This is a genomic window from Streptomyces sp. VRA16 Mangrove soil (genome assembly GCF_017377775.1).
In the GTDB taxonomy this organism is placed as follows: domain Bacteria; phylum Actinomycetota; class Actinomycetes; order Streptomycetales; family Streptomycetaceae; genus Streptomyces.
Genome location: NZ_JAFVLN010000002.1, coordinates 340733 through 353999, shown reverse-complemented (window position 1 = coordinate 353999; position 13267 = coordinate 340733). Strand labels below are relative to the sequence as shown.

At 73.5% G+C, this 13267-nt stretch carries 16 protein-coding genes; 8 read left to right on the top strand and 8 right to left on the bottom strand.

Annotated elements, in window-relative coordinates; all coding sequences use genetic code 11:
* Window positions 1-37 precede the first annotated feature (37 nt).
* Window positions 38-1462 (bottom strand): PLP-dependent aminotransferase family protein, encoded by a 1425-nt coding sequence (locus J3486_RS07310; protein WP_207819260.1) that lies wholly within the window; start codon window positions 1460-1462, stop codon window positions 38-40.
* Between the two features lie 141 nt (window positions 1463-1603).
* Between J3486_RS07310 and J3486_RS07305 the strand changes: the two genes are divergently transcribed.
* From J3486_RS07305 to J3486_RS07295, 3 genes are all read left to right on the top strand, one after another.
* A complete protein-coding gene (locus J3486_RS07305) occupies window positions 1604-2839 on the top strand; it encodes a Tm-1-like ATP-binding domain-containing protein (protein ID WP_207819259.1) in 1236 nt (411 codons plus the stop codon).
* A complete protein-coding gene (locus J3486_RS07300) occupies window positions 2836-3660 on the top strand; it encodes a phosphoenolpyruvate hydrolase family protein (RefSeq protein ID WP_207819256.1) in 825 nt (274 codons plus the stop codon). The genes J3486_RS07305 and J3486_RS07300 overlap by 4 nt, the downstream gene beginning before the upstream one ends.
* A 118-nt stretch (window positions 3661-3778) precedes the next feature.
* Window positions 3779-4198 carry a hypothetical protein gene (locus tag J3486_RS07295; RefSeq protein ID WP_207819254.1) on the top strand — a complete coding sequence of 140 codons (420 nt, stop codon included), beginning with the start codon at window positions 3779-3781 and terminating at the stop codon, window positions 4196-4198.
* Between the two features lie 3 nt (window positions 4199-4201).
* Here the strand turns inward: J3486_RS07295 and J3486_RS07290 are convergent, their stop codons facing one another.
* Window positions 4202-5032: a helix-turn-helix domain-containing protein gene (locus J3486_RS07290; protein ID WP_207819252.1), complete on the bottom strand. Its 831-nt coding sequence runs from the start codon at window positions 5030-5032 to the stop codon at window positions 4202-4204.
* Between the two features lie 38 nt (window positions 5033-5070).
* On the opposite strand from J3486_RS07290, the gene J3486_RS07285 reads away from it, so the two are divergent.
* The 3 genes from J3486_RS07285 to J3486_RS07275 are packed head-to-tail and all read left to right on the top strand — an operon-like array spanning window position 5071 to window position 6584.
* Window positions 5071-5376, top strand: coding sequence for a 4a-hydroxytetrahydrobiopterin dehydratase (locus J3486_RS07285; RefSeq protein WP_207819250.1), 306 nt, complete (start codon window positions 5071-5073; stop codon window positions 5374-5376).
* Window positions 5377-5390: 14 nt separating this feature from the next.
* Window positions 5391-6101 carry a class I SAM-dependent methyltransferase gene (locus tag J3486_RS07280; protein WP_207819248.1) on the top strand — a complete coding sequence of 237 codons (711 nt, stop codon included), beginning with the start codon at window positions 5391-5393 and terminating at the stop codon, window positions 6099-6101.
* A gap of 12 nt (window positions 6102-6113) precedes the next feature.
* The gene (locus J3486_RS07275) at window positions 6114-6584 is read left to right on the top strand and encodes a hypothetical protein (protein ID WP_207819247.1); all 471 of its coding nucleotides are present in this window, start codon (window positions 6114-6116) and stop codon (window positions 6582-6584) included.
* Window positions 6585-6600: 16 nt separating this feature from the next.
* Here J3486_RS07275 and J3486_RS07270 read toward each other — a convergent pair whose 3' ends face one another.
* The 4 genes from J3486_RS07270 to J3486_RS07255 all read right to left on the bottom strand — a co-directional run bounded on the left by J3486_RS07270 (window position 6601) and on the right by J3486_RS07255 (window position 9985).
* Window positions 6601-7803: a serine hydrolase gene (locus J3486_RS07270; RefSeq protein ID WP_207819246.1), complete on the bottom strand. Its 1203-nt coding sequence runs from the start codon at window positions 7801-7803 to the stop codon at window positions 6601-6603.
* A gap of 94 nt (window positions 7804-7897) precedes the next feature.
* Window positions 7898-8881, bottom strand: coding sequence for an aldo/keto reductase (locus tag J3486_RS07265; RefSeq protein WP_207819705.1), 984 nt, complete (start codon window positions 8879-8881; stop codon window positions 7898-7900).
* 136 nt (window positions 8882-9017) lie between these two features.
* Complete coding sequence (locus tag J3486_RS07260; RefSeq protein WP_207819245.1) at window positions 9018-9506, bottom strand: hypothetical protein; 489 nt, start codon at window positions 9504-9506, stop codon at window positions 9018-9020.
* Window positions 9503-9985 carry a hypothetical protein gene (locus J3486_RS07255; RefSeq protein ID WP_207819244.1) on the bottom strand — a complete coding sequence of 161 codons (483 nt, stop codon included), beginning with the start codon at window positions 9983-9985 and terminating at the stop codon, window positions 9503-9505. The genes J3486_RS07260 and J3486_RS07255 overlap by 4 nt, the downstream gene beginning before the upstream one ends.
* A 39-nt stretch (window positions 9986-10024) precedes the next feature.
* On the opposite strand from J3486_RS07255, the gene J3486_RS07250 reads away from it, so the two are divergent.
* Window positions 10025-11017, top strand: a complete 993-nt coding sequence (locus tag J3486_RS07250; RefSeq protein ID WP_207819243.1) for a YafY family protein — start codon at window positions 10025-10027, stop codon at window positions 11015-11017.
* 322 nt (window positions 11018-11339) lie between these two features.
* Complete coding sequence (locus tag J3486_RS07245) at window positions 11340-11684, top strand: hypothetical protein (RefSeq protein WP_207819242.1); 345 nt, start codon at window positions 11340-11342, stop codon at window positions 11682-11684.
* Between the two features lie 37 nt (window positions 11685-11721).
* Here J3486_RS07245 and J3486_RS07240 read toward each other — a convergent pair whose 3' ends face one another.
* Together J3486_RS07240 and J3486_RS07235 are read right to left on the bottom strand one after the other, a co-directional pair.
* Entirely contained in the window at window positions 11722-12447 is a 726-nt protein-coding gene (locus J3486_RS07240; RefSeq protein ID WP_207819241.1) for a DUF2625 family protein, read from the bottom strand.
* A gap of 219 nt (window positions 12448-12666) precedes the next feature.
* A complete protein-coding gene (locus J3486_RS07235) occupies window positions 12667-13188 on the bottom strand; it encodes a hypothetical protein (protein ID WP_207819240.1) in 522 nt (173 codons plus the stop codon).
* Window positions 13189-13267: the final 79 nt, after the last annotated feature.

Sequence of the window (13267 nt, the reverse complement as noted above, 5' to 3'; positions counted from 1 at the left end):
AGGCCGCGCCGTCGGGCGGGGGTCCGGACGCAGCCTCTCAGCCGGTCCGGCCCTCGCGCTCCGCGCACGCCCGCAGGATGCGCACCGCTCCCTCCAGCACCTCGCGGCCCTGCATCACCGGCAGCCGCAACCGGTCGCGGAAGCCGTCCACCGCCGAGAACGCCGGGCCGGGCACCACGGCCACGCCCCGGCGCCGGGCCAGCTGGGCGAGGGCCTCGGTGTCCGTGCCGGGGACCCGCACCCACAGCGCAGGGCCGCCCGCGGGCGGGTCCCACTCCCAGGCCGGGGCCAGCTCGCGCAGCACCTCCTGCGCCGTCACGAGACCGGAGCGCAGGGCGGCGCGGCGCTCCGCGCGGGCCGCGGGCAGCCGGTCCAGGAGCCGGACCGCGAGCAGCTGGTCGAGGACCGGGCAGGCCAGGTCGACGGACTTCTTGATGCCGCCGAGCCGGGCGATGGCCGGCGCGGCCGCCCGCACCCAGCCGATCCGCAGCCCGCCCCAGAACAGCTTCGAGAACGTGCCGATCGTGTACGCGGACGCCGGCAGCGGGACCGGCGGCGGCGCACCGTCGTCGGTCAGCGTCAACTCGGCGCACGAGCTGTCCTCGACGGCGGCCAGACCGCCCTCCGTGAGCGCCGTCGCCCAGCCGCGGCGGGCCGCGCTGTCCAGGGTGCGGCCCGTCGGGTTGTGCACCGTCGGCTGGAGATAGACGAGCCGCGGCCGCACACGGGTGCGCAGCAGCGCGCGCAGCCCCGCCACGTCCGCCCCGTCGGGGCCCGCGCCCGGCCGGTCGCCGCCCACCGGCACGATCCGCGCCCCGCGCGACCGCAGCGCCTCCAGGGCGCCCCGGTACGTCGGGTTCTCCACGACGACCGTGTCACCGGGCTCGACCAGCGCCTGCGCGATCAGCCACACCGCCTGCTGCGACCCCGACGTGACGAGGATCTGGTCGGCCGTCGTCGGCAGTCCGGCCGCGCGGTAGTACGCGGCGATCCCCTCGCGCAGCTCCGGGAGCCCGTGCGGGTGGTAGCCGTCCGCGGTGAGCGGGGTCCGCAGATCGGCGGGGCCGAGCGTGCCGAACGCCTCCGCGACGACCCGCAGCCCCGGCAGCGCGCCGCTCGACAGATCGAGGGGCGCCGAACGCGAGTCGAAGCTCGCGAGGCGGCCGTCGCCGCGGCTCTGCCCCGACAGGCCCGAGCCGCGCAGCCGGGAGCCGCTGCCGCGCCGGCTCTCCAGGCGGCCCTCCCCCTCCAGGAGCGCGTACGCCGCCGTGACCGTGGAGCGGCTCACGCCCAGCACCGCCGCCAGTTCGCGCTGCGAGGGCAGCACGGTGCCCGTCGGCACGTCGCCGCGCTCGGCCAGCTCGGCGAGGGCCGTGGCCAGTTGACGCGGCAGCGGGCCGGTGCCGTCCGTGGACCAGCCGGTCAGGAGCCGGGACAGACGAGAGGCGGTGATACGGCTCATTCCGCCATCTTCGCCCAGGAACCACCCGGACGCGGCCGGAGGCGGCACAGGCCAATCCGGCCGCACTGGTCGTTGTCGGCCGGCCCGAGCGGGCGCAGGATCGGCGGCATACCGCACGACGTGAAGGAGTGTGAACCCAAGATGGCGACCGTGGCGCTGGTCGGGACGCTGGACACGAAGGGTGCCGAGTACGCGTGGCTGCGCGACCGGCTGCGGGAGCACGGCTGCGAGGTCGTGCTCGTCGACGTCGGAGTGCTCGCACCGCCGGGCGGCGCGCCGGACGCCGACGTGCCCGCCGACATCGTGGCCCGCGCCGCCGGCCACGACCTCGCCGCGCTCCGGGCCGCAGGCGACCGGGGCGCCGCCGTCGCCGCGATGGCCGAGGGCGCCGCCGAGGTGATCGGCGAGATGCACCGCACCGGCGTGCTGCACGCCGTGCTCGCCGCGGCCGGCAGCGGCGGCTCCGCGATCGCCGCGCAGGCCATGCGGGCGCTGCCCATCGGCGTACCGAAGGTGCTGGTCAGCACGATGGCGGGCGGTGACGTCGCCCCGTACGTCGACAGCAGCGACCTCACCCTCATGTACAGCGTCGTCGACATCGCGGGCATCAACTCGGTGTCCCGGCGCGTCCTCGGCAACGCCGTCGCCGCCGTCGCGGGCATGGCCGCCGAACACGAGAAGGCCGGTGCGGACGGCGACGGGCGCAAGGTGGTCGCGGCCACCATGTTCGGCGTCACCACACCCGCCGTCGAGGCCGCCCGCGCCCGCCTCACCGAACTCGGCTACGAGGTCCTCGTCTTCCACGCCACCGGGGCCGGCGGCCGCGCCGTCGAGAAGCTCGCCGCCGACGGCATGCTCGACGGGGTCCTCGACCTGACCACCACCGAACTCGCCGACGAACTGGTGGGCGGGGTGCTCAGCGCGGGCCCCGACCGGCTCACCGCGGCGGGCGCCGCGGGCGTGCCGCAGGTCGTCGCGCCCGGTGCCCTCGACATGGTCAACTTCGGCCCCGAGGCCACCGTCCCCGCCCGCTTCGCCAACCGCCGCCTCCTCGTGCACAACCCGACCGTGACCCTGATGCGCACGACACCCGACGAAATGCGGACGCTCGGCGAGGAGTTGGGCCGCAAGATCGCCGAGTCCGCGGGCCCCGCCGAGATCTTCTGGCCGCTGCGCGGCGTCTCCGCCGTCGACATCGCGGACGGCCCCTTCGAGGACGCGACCGCCGACGCCGCGGCCCTGGCCGCCGTACGTGGCACGGGCGTGCGCCTGCACGAGCTCGACGCCCACATCAACGACCCCGCGTTCGCCGTCGCCATGGCGGACCGCCTGCACACCCTCATCACCACCACGGAAGAATCCGGAGCATCGCGATGAACCGCAAGGAAGCCCTCGACCGCCTCACCTCCCAGGTCGCCGCGGGCCGCCCGGTCGTCGGCGCGGGCGCGGGCACAGGACTCTCCGCCAAGTGCGCGGAGGAGGGCGGCGTCGACCTCCTCATCATCTACAACTCCGGCCGCTACCGGATGGCGGGCCGCGGCTCCCTCGCCGGGCTGCTGCCGTACGGCGACGCCAACGCCATCGTCGTCGACATGGCCCGCGAGGTGCTGCCCGTCGTCCGCGACACCCCGGTCCTCGCCGGGGTGTGCGGCACCGACCCGTTCCGTCAAATGGGCCTGTTCCTCGACCAGTTGAAGACCATGGGCTTCGCCGGGGTGCAGAACTTCCCGACGGTCGGCCTCTACGACGGCACGTTCCGCGTCAACCTCGAAGAGACCGGGATGGGGTACGGCCTGGAAGTCGACATGGTGCGGGCCGCCCACGAGCGCGACCTGCTCACCGCGCCGTACGTCTTCGACCCCGACCAGGCCGCCGACATGGCCCGCGCGGGCGCCGACGTCCTCGTCCCGCACGTCGGCCTCACCACCAAGGGCTCCATCGGCGCCGGCACCGCCCTGACGCTCGATCAGGCGGCCGCCGCCGTGCAGGAGATGCACGACGCGGCCAAGCGCGTGAACCCGGACGTCCTCGTGCTGTGCCACGGCGGCCCGATCGCGGAACCCGAGGACGCCCAGTACGTCCTCGACCACACGGACGGCGTCGTCGGCTTCTTCGGCGCCTCGTCCGTGGAGCGGCTGCCCACCGAGCGGGCGATCGTCGCACAGACGGAGGCGTTCAAGGCGCTCACCGTCGGCTGACCCGCGCCGGGCGCGGCCGGTCCTTACCCGGCAGGTAATCGACCGGCCCGCGCGGCCCGGGCAGGGTGGTGGCACCAGCGGGGCAGCGCCCCCGCGCCGACGACGGAAGGTGATCCGCATGTCCGCCGCCACCACGCCAACCACCGCTCCCGCGAGCCGAGTTCAGGGTGCCCTCTGGTTGCGCCGCTTCCTGGCCCTCGACGCGCTCGTCACGGGCGCCAACGGTCTCGCCTACGCCGCCGCGTCCGGCCCGCTCGGCCGGTTCCTCGGCGTCGATCCCGGCCTGCTCCTCGAACTCGGCGTGCTCCTGCTCGCGTACGGCGTCGGCGTGGCGGCCCTGGCCGCGCGCGGCAATCCGCCCGTGCTCGGCGTGCGCACCGTGATCGAGATCAACCTCGTCTGGACGGTGCTCAGCCTCGTCGCGCTCTTCGCGTGGCTGTCGCCGAGCGCGGCGGGCACCGTGTGGGCGGTCCTTCAGGCGGCCGTGGTCGCCGGGTTCGCCGCGCTCCAGAACACGGCGCTGCGCGCCACCCGCTGAACATCAACTCACCGTGGTCCGCAGGTACTTGACCGTCGCCGGGTCGGCCGGGAGCAGCGTCTCGACGGCCAGCTCGGCGACGGTCACGTCCATCGGCGTGTTGAACGTCGAGATGGACGACACGAACGACAGCACGTGCCCGTCGTGCTCGATCACCATCGGCAGCGCGAAGTACGGCACGGGCTCCGCCGGTTCGGTGTCCGTGACGGAGCTGCCGGAGGGCTCGGGGACCGGGTAGGCCGCGACCTCCTCGTACAGGGCGCGCAGCGCGTCCGAGCGGGCCAGCGCGATCTGCCGCTCCATCTGGGCCAGCAGGTGCCCGCGCCACTCGCGCAGATTCAGGATCCGGGGCGCGAGGCCCTCGGGGTGCAGGGTCAGCCGCATCGCGTTCAGGGGACCCGCGAGCAGATGCTCCGGCAGGGTCTCCATCAGCATCGCGATGCCGCGGTTGGCGGCGATCACGTCGTACGTGGCGTCGACGATCAGCGCCGGATACGGCTCGTAGCCGCGCAGCAGCCGCTCCAGACCCTCGCGCAGCGAGCCGAACTGCGGGTCGTCGAGGGACGTCTCGGTGTAGCGGGGCGCGTAACCTGCCGCGAGCAGCAGGGCGTTGCGCTCCCGGATCGGTACGTCGAGGTGTTCGGCGAGCCGCAGCAGGAACTCCTCGCTGGGGCGCGAGCGGCCCGTCTCCACGAAACTGATGTGCCGCGCCGAGGAATCGGCGCGCAGCGCCAGCTCCAGCTGGCTGACCCGCCGCCGCTCCCGCCAGTCGCGCAGCAGCCGGCCCACTTCGGAGGTGTTCTTGCGCGTCGCGGATATCGCCCGGGTCGTCATGGGGAGACCGTAACCGGAAGTGGTGGCAGGCTGGAGGTATGCCTACAGAGCCGCTTTCGCAGAAGGAGATCGAGGACCGTCTCGCCGAGCTGCCCGGCTGGTCGCTCGACGGTGCCCGGATCACCCGCACCTACCGCCTGGCCACGCACTTCGCGGCGACCGCCCTCGTCGTGCACATCGCCCAGACCCAGGAGGAGCTCGACCACCACTCGGACCTCACCCTCGGTTACAACACGGTCACTCTCGCGGTGAACACGCACGACGCGGGCGGCGCGGTGACGGAGAAGGACTTCGAACTGGCCCGCAAGGTGGAGGGGTTGGCGCCCGGCCACGGCGCGAGCTGAGGTACCGTCCGGCTGTGCTCGACTACGACCAGGAAGCCGCACGGTACGACGCGACCCGCGGCGGCGAACCCCGTGCCCGCGCCGCCGCCGACGCCGTCCTCGGGCTCGTCCCCGACACCGCCCGCACCCTCCTCGACCTGGCCTGCGGCACCGGCATCGTGACGCGCCGCCTCGCCAGGACCGGCCTGCGCCCGCTCGGCGTCGACCTGGCCGACGGCATGCTGCGGGCGGCGGGGCCTCGCCTGGACGGGCGGGTCGTCCGCGCGGACACCCGTCGACTCCCCTTCCCCGACGGCACGTTCGACGCCGTCACGGCGATCTGGCTGCTCCATCTGCTCGACGACGCGGAGCCCGTCGTCGCGGAGGCCGCCCGCGTGCTGCGCCCCGGCGGCGTCTTCGTCACCACTGTCGACAAGGACGCCGCCCACCTGGTCGGCAGCGACGTCTGCGCCCTGGTGAAGCCGTACGCCACCACCGACCCCGCCGACGCGAGCGCCCGCGTCACCGCGTACGCGCGCCGGCGCGGCCTGCACCCGTGCGGCGAGGCCCGCTTCCTGGGACACGGACAGGGCCGCACACCGAACCGGCTGGCCCGTCACGTACGGCAGGGGCGCGTCTACAAGGCGGGCGGCGCGGAACTCGCGGCCCGCCTCGAAGCGCTGCCGGACCCCGAGCTGCCGCGCCCCGACCCGACGTACACGCTCCTCGCGTTCCGGTCGGCCTGAAGGGGGCGCGCGGTGGGGGAGCGAAGACCGGGGCGCCGGTGGCGGCGCGCGGCCGTGGTCGTGGTCGTCCTCGGGGTGACCGCGGGCGGGATCGCCCACTGGGTGGCGGACCGGCTCGACGCCGACGTGGAGTTCACCGAGGTCTCCTCACCGGCCGCGCTCGTCGGGATCTGGCGTCTCGACGACACCGACACGCGGATCCGGTTCACGGCCGACCGCCGGTTCACGGCGACCGGTCTGCCGGCGGAGGTGTTCACCCCCTCCGCGGACGGCACCTTCGCGGGTGGCGGCAGCTGGCGCGTCGGTGACGGCGGACGGTCCGTGGACCTGAAGGCGGACGACCCGCCGCCCGGCACGGACGCGCTCGCGGAGCCGCCGTCGCTCGGTGTGGTGCGCAACGGCGACGGCCTGTGGCTGTGCGTCCTCTCCGGCTCCCCCGGGGTGCTCTGCGACTACCTGCTGCGGCGCGCCGACGACACGTAGCCGGGGGCTCGCAGGATCAGTGACCCGCCTCCAGGTGCTCGACCAGCGCCGTCAGCGCGGCCACCGTCTCCGCGTCCCGCGCCTCGTCCTGCGCGGTGTTCCAGGCGCTGGTCTTCACCACGACCACGTCGGCCCGCCGGTCGATCCACAGGTACTGGCCGTGGATGCCGATCCCCGTGAACGTCCCGCGCCCGCCGGCCACCGTCCACCATTGGTTCGCGTACCCGTAGTGGCGCGGCAGGTCGGGGCCGAGCGCCCCGGTCTCCAGATGCGCGAGGCCCGCCCCGTGGCTGCGCTCGACCCACGCGGAGGGCACGATCCGCTGCCCCCGCAGCTCGCCGCCGCGCGCCATGACCAGGCCCACCTTGGCCAGGTCCCGCACGGCCGCGTTCAGTGAACCGCCACCCAGCGCGGTGCGCGGTCGTCCCCGGGTGAGGAAGTAGTACGCGTCGCTCTCCGCGCCGATCCGGCTCCACAGGCGGCTGTGCGCGTACCGGGCGAGCCGCTCGCCCGTCGCCGCCTCCAGGACCCAGCCGAGGACCTGCGAGTCCACCGTCGAGTAGTTGAACGTACCGCCGGGCGCCGCCGCCCGCGGCAGCGAGCGCACCACGTCCATCAGCGAGCCGCCGTTCGACACCGTCCGCTCGAACCGGGCGAACGACGACTCGGGATCGGCGTAGTCCTCCACGAACTCGACGCCGCTGCTCATGTGCAGCAGATCCTCGACGGTCGGCCCGTCGTACGCGCTGCCCGCCAGTTCGGGAACGTGGCTCACGACCTTGTCGTCCACCGAACCCAGCGCCCCCTCCTCCAGCGCGATGCCTATGAGCAGCGAGGTCACCGACTTGGTCAGCGAGAACAGCTGGAACCTGGCCCGCTGTGACGCGAACCGGCCCGGATACTCCTCGTGGACCACCGCACCGCGATGCAGCACGGCGAAGCCGGTGGTGTGGGTGTGAGCGTGCAGCTGCGCCAGGGTGCGCCGCTCGCCTTCGTGCTCGTACGTGAAGTCGCGCAGCCCCGAGCCGCGAGGCAGCGGCACCGGCGCAGAGGCCCGCGCCACCGGCTCGGTGGGCAGGAGGGCGGACATGTGCGTGAACGTCCACTCGTTGTACGGGCGGGAGAACGCGATCTCCGCCTGGTGCCGCCAGAGCCAGGTCCCCCCGGCGACCGCCGCTCCGATCGCGAGGGCGCCCGCGCGCCGCGTACCCGTTCCCATGCGTCCTCCCGCGTACCGCCGTCACGATTGCCGCTTGATCGTGACACCGCGGACGCGCGGCGGGCAAGGAGATCAGGAACACGGGCCCGGGCCGTCACACGGCGTCCAGGCGCTCCCGCTCCTGAGCCGTCAGCTCCAGATCCACCGCGCCCAGGCTCTCCTCCAACTGCGCGACCGAGGACGCCCCGACGAGCGGGATCGCCGGTACGTCGGCGCCCATCATCCACGCGAGCACGACCTGGTTGACCGTGCCGCCCGAGGACCTGGCGACCTCGCGCAGCGCCGTCAGCCGGGCCTCCTTGCTGCCGTGGTCGTGGCCGGGGCCCAGCGGCTTGTCGTCGCGGACGTACGCGCCGGCCAGCAGCGGCGAGTACGCGACCAGCGTCAGATCGTCCTCGGCCCGCACCATGCTCAGCAGATTGCCGTCCGTCGCGCCGAGCGTGCCGTCCGGCGACAACTGGTCGGGCAGATCGGTGCGGTGGCGCAGATAGCTGTGCTGGTACTGGAGCACCTCGTACCCGGCGAGGCCCTCGGCCCGCGCGATCGCCCGGGCCCGCTCGACCTGCCACGCCCAGTGGTTGGAGACGCCGAGCAGTCCGACCGTGCCCTCCCGCACCAGTGCCCCGAACTCCCTTACCGTCTCGGCGAGTTCGACCTTCGGATCCGGGATGTGCGCGTAGAGGAGGTCGAGGCGCTCGACCCCGAGCCGAGCCCTGCTGCCCTCCACGGCCGCGCGGATCGCGGGCGCCGACAGGCCCTCCGCGTTGTCCACGTACCCCGTGCCCGGCGCGAGCGGCGCCGCGCCCAGCTTTGTGGCGATGACGACCTCGTCGCCGATGCCGCGGCTGCGCCGCCAGTTGCCGAGCACGGTCTCGCTCTCGCCGCCGACGCTGCCGGTCTGCCAGAACGCGTAGTTGTCGGACGTGTCGACGAACGTGCCGCCCGCCTCCACGTACCGGTCGAGGATCGCGAACGCCGTCTTCTCGTCGGTGAGCGTGCCGAACAGCATCGCGCCGAGGCTGAGCACGCTGACCTCGCGGCGCGTCGCCGGGTCGGTGCCGATGGTGCGGTACTTCATGCGGTGCGTCATACGGGTACCCCCCTCGCCGGGCCCGGCCGCCGGATGCGTGCCGGGCTACGGGAAGGGAGTCAACGCGTTGGAGCGCACGCGAAGTCAAGCCCTCGCGTCGGCGCCGGCCGCCTCGGGGGCCTTGTCAGGGGGTGCTCCGGGTGAACGTCATCGTCCAGTTCGTCAGCCACGTCCGCCCTTCGTCGAGGGAGAACGCCTGCTCCCAGCGCGCGGTCGTCGCGCTGATCCCGGACCACACGAAGCGCACCCGCACCTCCTTCCCGTCGTGCGTGTCGTCGCCCTCGAACACGCCGAGCCCGTCCTTGAAGCTGCCGGTCACCGGAGGGAAGAGGCGGCCCGTGCGGTCGGTGGACCAGTTCAGGGACCAGGTGCGGTGCACCGGGTCGAACAGGCGCAGCGTGAGGCCCGTCCAGCCCTGCGCGGGCACCGACAGCTCGTCGATGTTCGCGGCGCCGCCGAACAGGCTCCAGCAGCGGCTCGTCGCCGTGAACTCCTCCCAGCCGCTGTCCGGGTCGAGGAAGTCACGGCGCCGCAGATGGGCGACGTCCCACTCCCCGACGAAGAAGTCGAAGTCGTGCGCGGTGCTGTCGTGCGTGATGGTGTGCGCGGTCATGACCGGCGGTCTCCTGTCGTTCCTTCGGGCAAGGTGTCGTGCAGATACGCGTCCAGGTCGGGCCGCGCGGGCGCCAGCAGATGCCGCACCCAGGCGTCCCGCTCGTGCAGCAGCGGCGGCAGCTCCCACACGCAGCCGATCAACGGCCTTTCCAGCAGCACGAAGTGCGTGGGGTCGCGGTCCGGGCAGCCGAGCGCCGGCTGGCCCGCGACCGCGCCCCGGAAGTGCACGGCGTTGTCCCACACCCAGCTGTACGCGTTCAGGTACGCGCCGTCGTCGCCGCCGCGGTGCAGCACGACGAAGGTGCCGGGCGGCGTGCCGTCGGGCTCCGGCAGCAGCGTGGGCAGCATCGCGTACGCCGCCTGTGCCACCTCGGGCGCGATGCCCGCCGGGTCCGCGGTCACGTGGTAGCGCTTGATCCGGCGGCCCGCCACCTCGATGGGCGGTGGCACCGTCAGACGTTTCTCCTCGAAAGCCATGCCGGGACGGTAGGACCGCTTCCCTGACATCCTGTGTCAGTGAAGTCCCGGCGACTTGTCTCGATCCTGCTCCTGCTGCAGACCAGGGGCCTGATGACCGCTGCCCAGCTGGCCGCCGAGCTGGAGGTGTCGGTCCGTACCGTCTACCGGGACGTCGAGGCGCTGCACGCCGCCGGCATCCCGCTGTACGGCGACTCGGGGCACGCGGGCGGCTACCGGCTCGTCGACGGCTACCGCACCCGGCTCACCGGTCTGACCGCCGACGAGGCCGAGGCGCTCTTCCTCGCCGGGGTGCCGGGCCCGGCCGCCGACCTCGGGCTCGGCCCGGTGCTCGCCGCGGCCCAGTTGAAGGTCCGGGCCGCGCTCCCCGCCGAACTGCGCGCGCATGCCGACCGGATCAGTGCCCGCTTCCACCTGGACGCGCCCGGCTGGTACGCGCAGCACGACGACGCCGCCGCCGAGCAGCTGCCCGCGGTGGCGGCAGCCGTGTGGAACCGCCGCGTCCTGCGCGTCACATACCGCCGCTGGCGCGAACCGACGGATGTGGAACGGCGGTTGGAGCCGTACGGGCTCGTCCTCAAGGCGGGCCGCTGGTACGTCGCGGCGTCGGCGGGGGCGGGCGGCCCGCGCGTCTACCGCGTCGACCAGATCCTCGAACTGCGCACGACGGACGAGGAGTTCATTCCCCCCGACGGCTTCGATCTGGCGGCGTTCTGGGCGGCGTACCAGGAGGACTTCCACCGGCGCCTGCACACCGGCGAGGCCGTCGTCCTGCTCACGCCCGCCGGGGCCGGCCGCCTCACCGGCGCCGCGGCGCGCGCCGCGCACGCCACCGGTGTCACCGAACCCGACGGCAGGCTGCGCGCCCGGCTGCCCATCGAGTCGATCGACCACGCGCACGACGACTTCCTGCGCCTGGGCGCGGACATCGAGGTGCTCGAACCGCCCGAGCTGCGGCGGCGGATCGCGGCGACGGCGGGGGCGCTGTCACGCACGTACGCGACGCCGACGGAGGAGGCCGGTACCGCGTAGCGCCCCGTTCCGCTGGCGGCACTTCCCATGGGCGCAAAGGAAACTGACGGAACCCAAGCCTTCCGCTCGCCGGCCCCGTGTCGGTCCCTGCTCGAGGTCTCGCCCGAGAACAGGCATGCGCGGGTGTCCCGTGGGGCGCGCCGGAACTGGAAGGCCGCCGCGGAGCATGGGGGCTCCTGGCGGCCATCACCATCCGAACGGAGATCTGTTGCTGACCGTGCGGATCCCTGGTGGCCGGAGGAATGAGCCGAGGCGGCAGCACGGCCGGTCGGCTGGTGACGGAACGCGTGACCCGAGGATTCGCCGGTCTCATGAACGCTCCGTGTCCGACGACGCGTTCCTGGTCACTGTGGTGGGAACCACCCACCCCCACCCTCTTGGCCCGGAACCCACGGACCGGGACCGGACAGCCGGCCCGGCCACGGCGCGCAACCGTCAGGGGGACGACATCGCCGGTCTGGGATTCGACTTCGGAAGCCACGACTCCGTCCTGTCGCTGTGGGCGGTGTCGCCACACAGCGGGCAGCGGCACCACATCATGGATGCCCGCGGCTTCACACGCGACCAGTGGGACGAGTTGGGGCGCTGCGCTTCCGCCCTGACCGGAGGTCGCCTGACCGTCGACCTCGCGAGACTCGACGAGCCGGGCACAACGAGAGACTCCTGAAGTCCGCCAGGAACCGACGGGAGTCTGGCGAAGGGACTCACACGTCGCCGAGGAAACCCGGATCGCCCGGCCCCATCTGCCGGGCGAAGTCCGCCGCGACGCCGAGCACCTCGCGCATCGGCACGGCCCGGCGACTGGTGGCCGCGAGATCGGTGTGGGCCTCCTCGGACCACAGGAAGGGGTACACCGTGATGCCCTGCGAGAAGGTCAGGGCCGCCGTCTCCTCGCGCCAGCCCGGCCAGCGCAGTCCGTCGTAGAACGTGTCGAGGCGGCCCGAGAGCAGCCAGGAGAGCCACCCGGCGTGGCCCATGTCCAGCGGCTCCCACTCCAGGGTGTCGGGGGCGAAGTACGTCATCCGCCCGGGTTCCCCGGGGCGGCCCCCGGCCGCCGGATCGCCGCCGTTCAGCGCGAAGACCCCGCCGACGACGTCCTGGCCCACGACCAGGCCCGCCGCGGGATGCCAGCCGGGATCGAAGTCCGCGGGAAAGCGGTTGACCCGCGCCAGGCCCGGGAGCCCGCCGGCCTCGACGGAACCCCCGCCGAAGACCCGCACCCAGCCGTCGTCCACGAGCAGCCCACCGGTGTGCAGGGCCAGCGCTCCCAGCATCGAGCGGGCGCTGACCTGCATCTGGAGCAGCGCGCGTCGCCCCTCACCGGCGTCGCCGGGCAGCAGGCGCGCTGCCACGGGGCTCGCCCCGAGCATCTCCTGGAGTTCCGGCCACGCCGGATCGTCGACCTGGGCCAACTCGTCGAACTGTCGCATCCGAGGATGCTCGCACCCCGCGGCCCGGCGGCGACGACCGGGTACGGCGGGCCGAAGCCGGGCCGGGTGACTTCCGGCGCCCCGTCACATCCTGCGTGACTTGATGAACCAGACGGCGGCGATGGCCAGAACGACGAGCACGATCAGTATCTTCATGTGGTCCTCTTGCCCCTGGATCGGTCTGCCAGTCCAGTAGAACACCACACCCGCCGTCGGACGTCAGCTGTAGCTCCACCTCCACGCGTTGGAGCTGTAACGGCAGGTGATCGCCGCGCCGCTCGCGGTCGTGGTCGAGGCGCCGTGGTCGCTGTTGCGGCAGTACTGGCCGGCCGAGTAGCAGTTCCCGGAGTTCGAGACGATCGAGCACGTGCCGGTGTCGGCCTGGCTCCCGCTCCCACTGCCGGACGACCCGGAGCCGCTGCCCGTCGCGGACTTCGCGGTCACCGTGACCTTGACCTTCACGGTCTCGGTGGTGGTGACGGTGGGCGCCGGTTCCGGCTCGGCCGACTCGGTGGCGGTGGCCGTGGCGGTCGTCGTGACGGTGGCGGTCGGCCGTGCCTGACTCGCCGCCGCCACCTTGGAGCTGCCGCCGTCGCTCCCGTCCCCTCCGGCCGCGCCGATGGCACCGCCGAGGAGGAGCGCGACACCGAGGGCGGGTATCGCGACGCGCTTACGGGCCCAGCGGGGCACGGCGCGCATGCCGGGCCCCGGCGGCGGCACGGGCGTGTACGGGTTGGTCATGAGGTTCCCCCCTGCTGCTTGCTGAGGAGGGCGAGGCTATTGCGTGCAGGATGAATGTGGAGGTTGTGTGAACCCGAAG

Coding starts and splice junctions, on each gene's coding strand:
- J3486_RS07310 (WP_207819260.1), bottom strand. CDS start 1,462: ATGAGCCGTATCACCGCCTCTCGTCTGTCCCGGCTCCTGACCGGCTGG.
- J3486_RS07305 (WP_207819259.1), top strand. CDS start 1,604: ATGGCGACCGTGGCGCTGGTCGGGACGCTGGACACGAAGGGTGCCGAG.
- J3486_RS07300 (WP_207819256.1), top strand. CDS start 2,836: ATGAACCGCAAGGAAGCCCTCGACCGCCTCACCTCCCAGGTCGCCGCG.
- J3486_RS07295 (WP_207819254.1), top strand. CDS start 3,779: ATGTCCGCCGCCACCACGCCAACCACCGCTCCCGCGAGCCGAGTTCAG.
- J3486_RS07290 (WP_207819252.1), bottom strand. CDS start 5,032: ATGACGACCCGGGCGATATCCGCGACGCGCAAGAACACCTCCGAAGTG.
- J3486_RS07285 (WP_207819250.1), top strand. CDS start 5,071: ATGCCTACAGAGCCGCTTTCGCAGAAGGAGATCGAGGACCGTCTCGCC.
- J3486_RS07270 (WP_207819246.1), bottom strand. CDS start 7,803: ATGGGAACGGGTACGCGGCGCGCGGGCGCCCTCGCGATCGGAGCGGCG.
- J3486_RS07265 (WP_207819705.1), bottom strand. CDS start 8,881: ATGAAGTACCGCACCATCGGCACCGACCCGGCGACGCGCCGCGAGGTC.
- J3486_RS07260 (WP_207819245.1), bottom strand. CDS start 9,506: ATGACCGCGCACACCATCACGCACGACAGCACCGCGCACGACTTCGAC.
- J3486_RS07255 (WP_207819244.1), bottom strand. CDS start 9,985: ATGGCTTTCGAGGAGAAACGTCTGACGGTGCCACCGCCCATCGAGGTG.
- J3486_RS07240 (WP_207819241.1), bottom strand. CDS start 12,447: ATGCGACAGTTCGACGAGTTGGCCCAGGTCGACGATCCGGCGTGGCCG.
- J3486_RS07235 (WP_207819240.1), bottom strand. CDS start 13,188: ATGACCAACCCGTACACGCCCGTGCCGCCGCCGGGGCCCGGCATGCGC.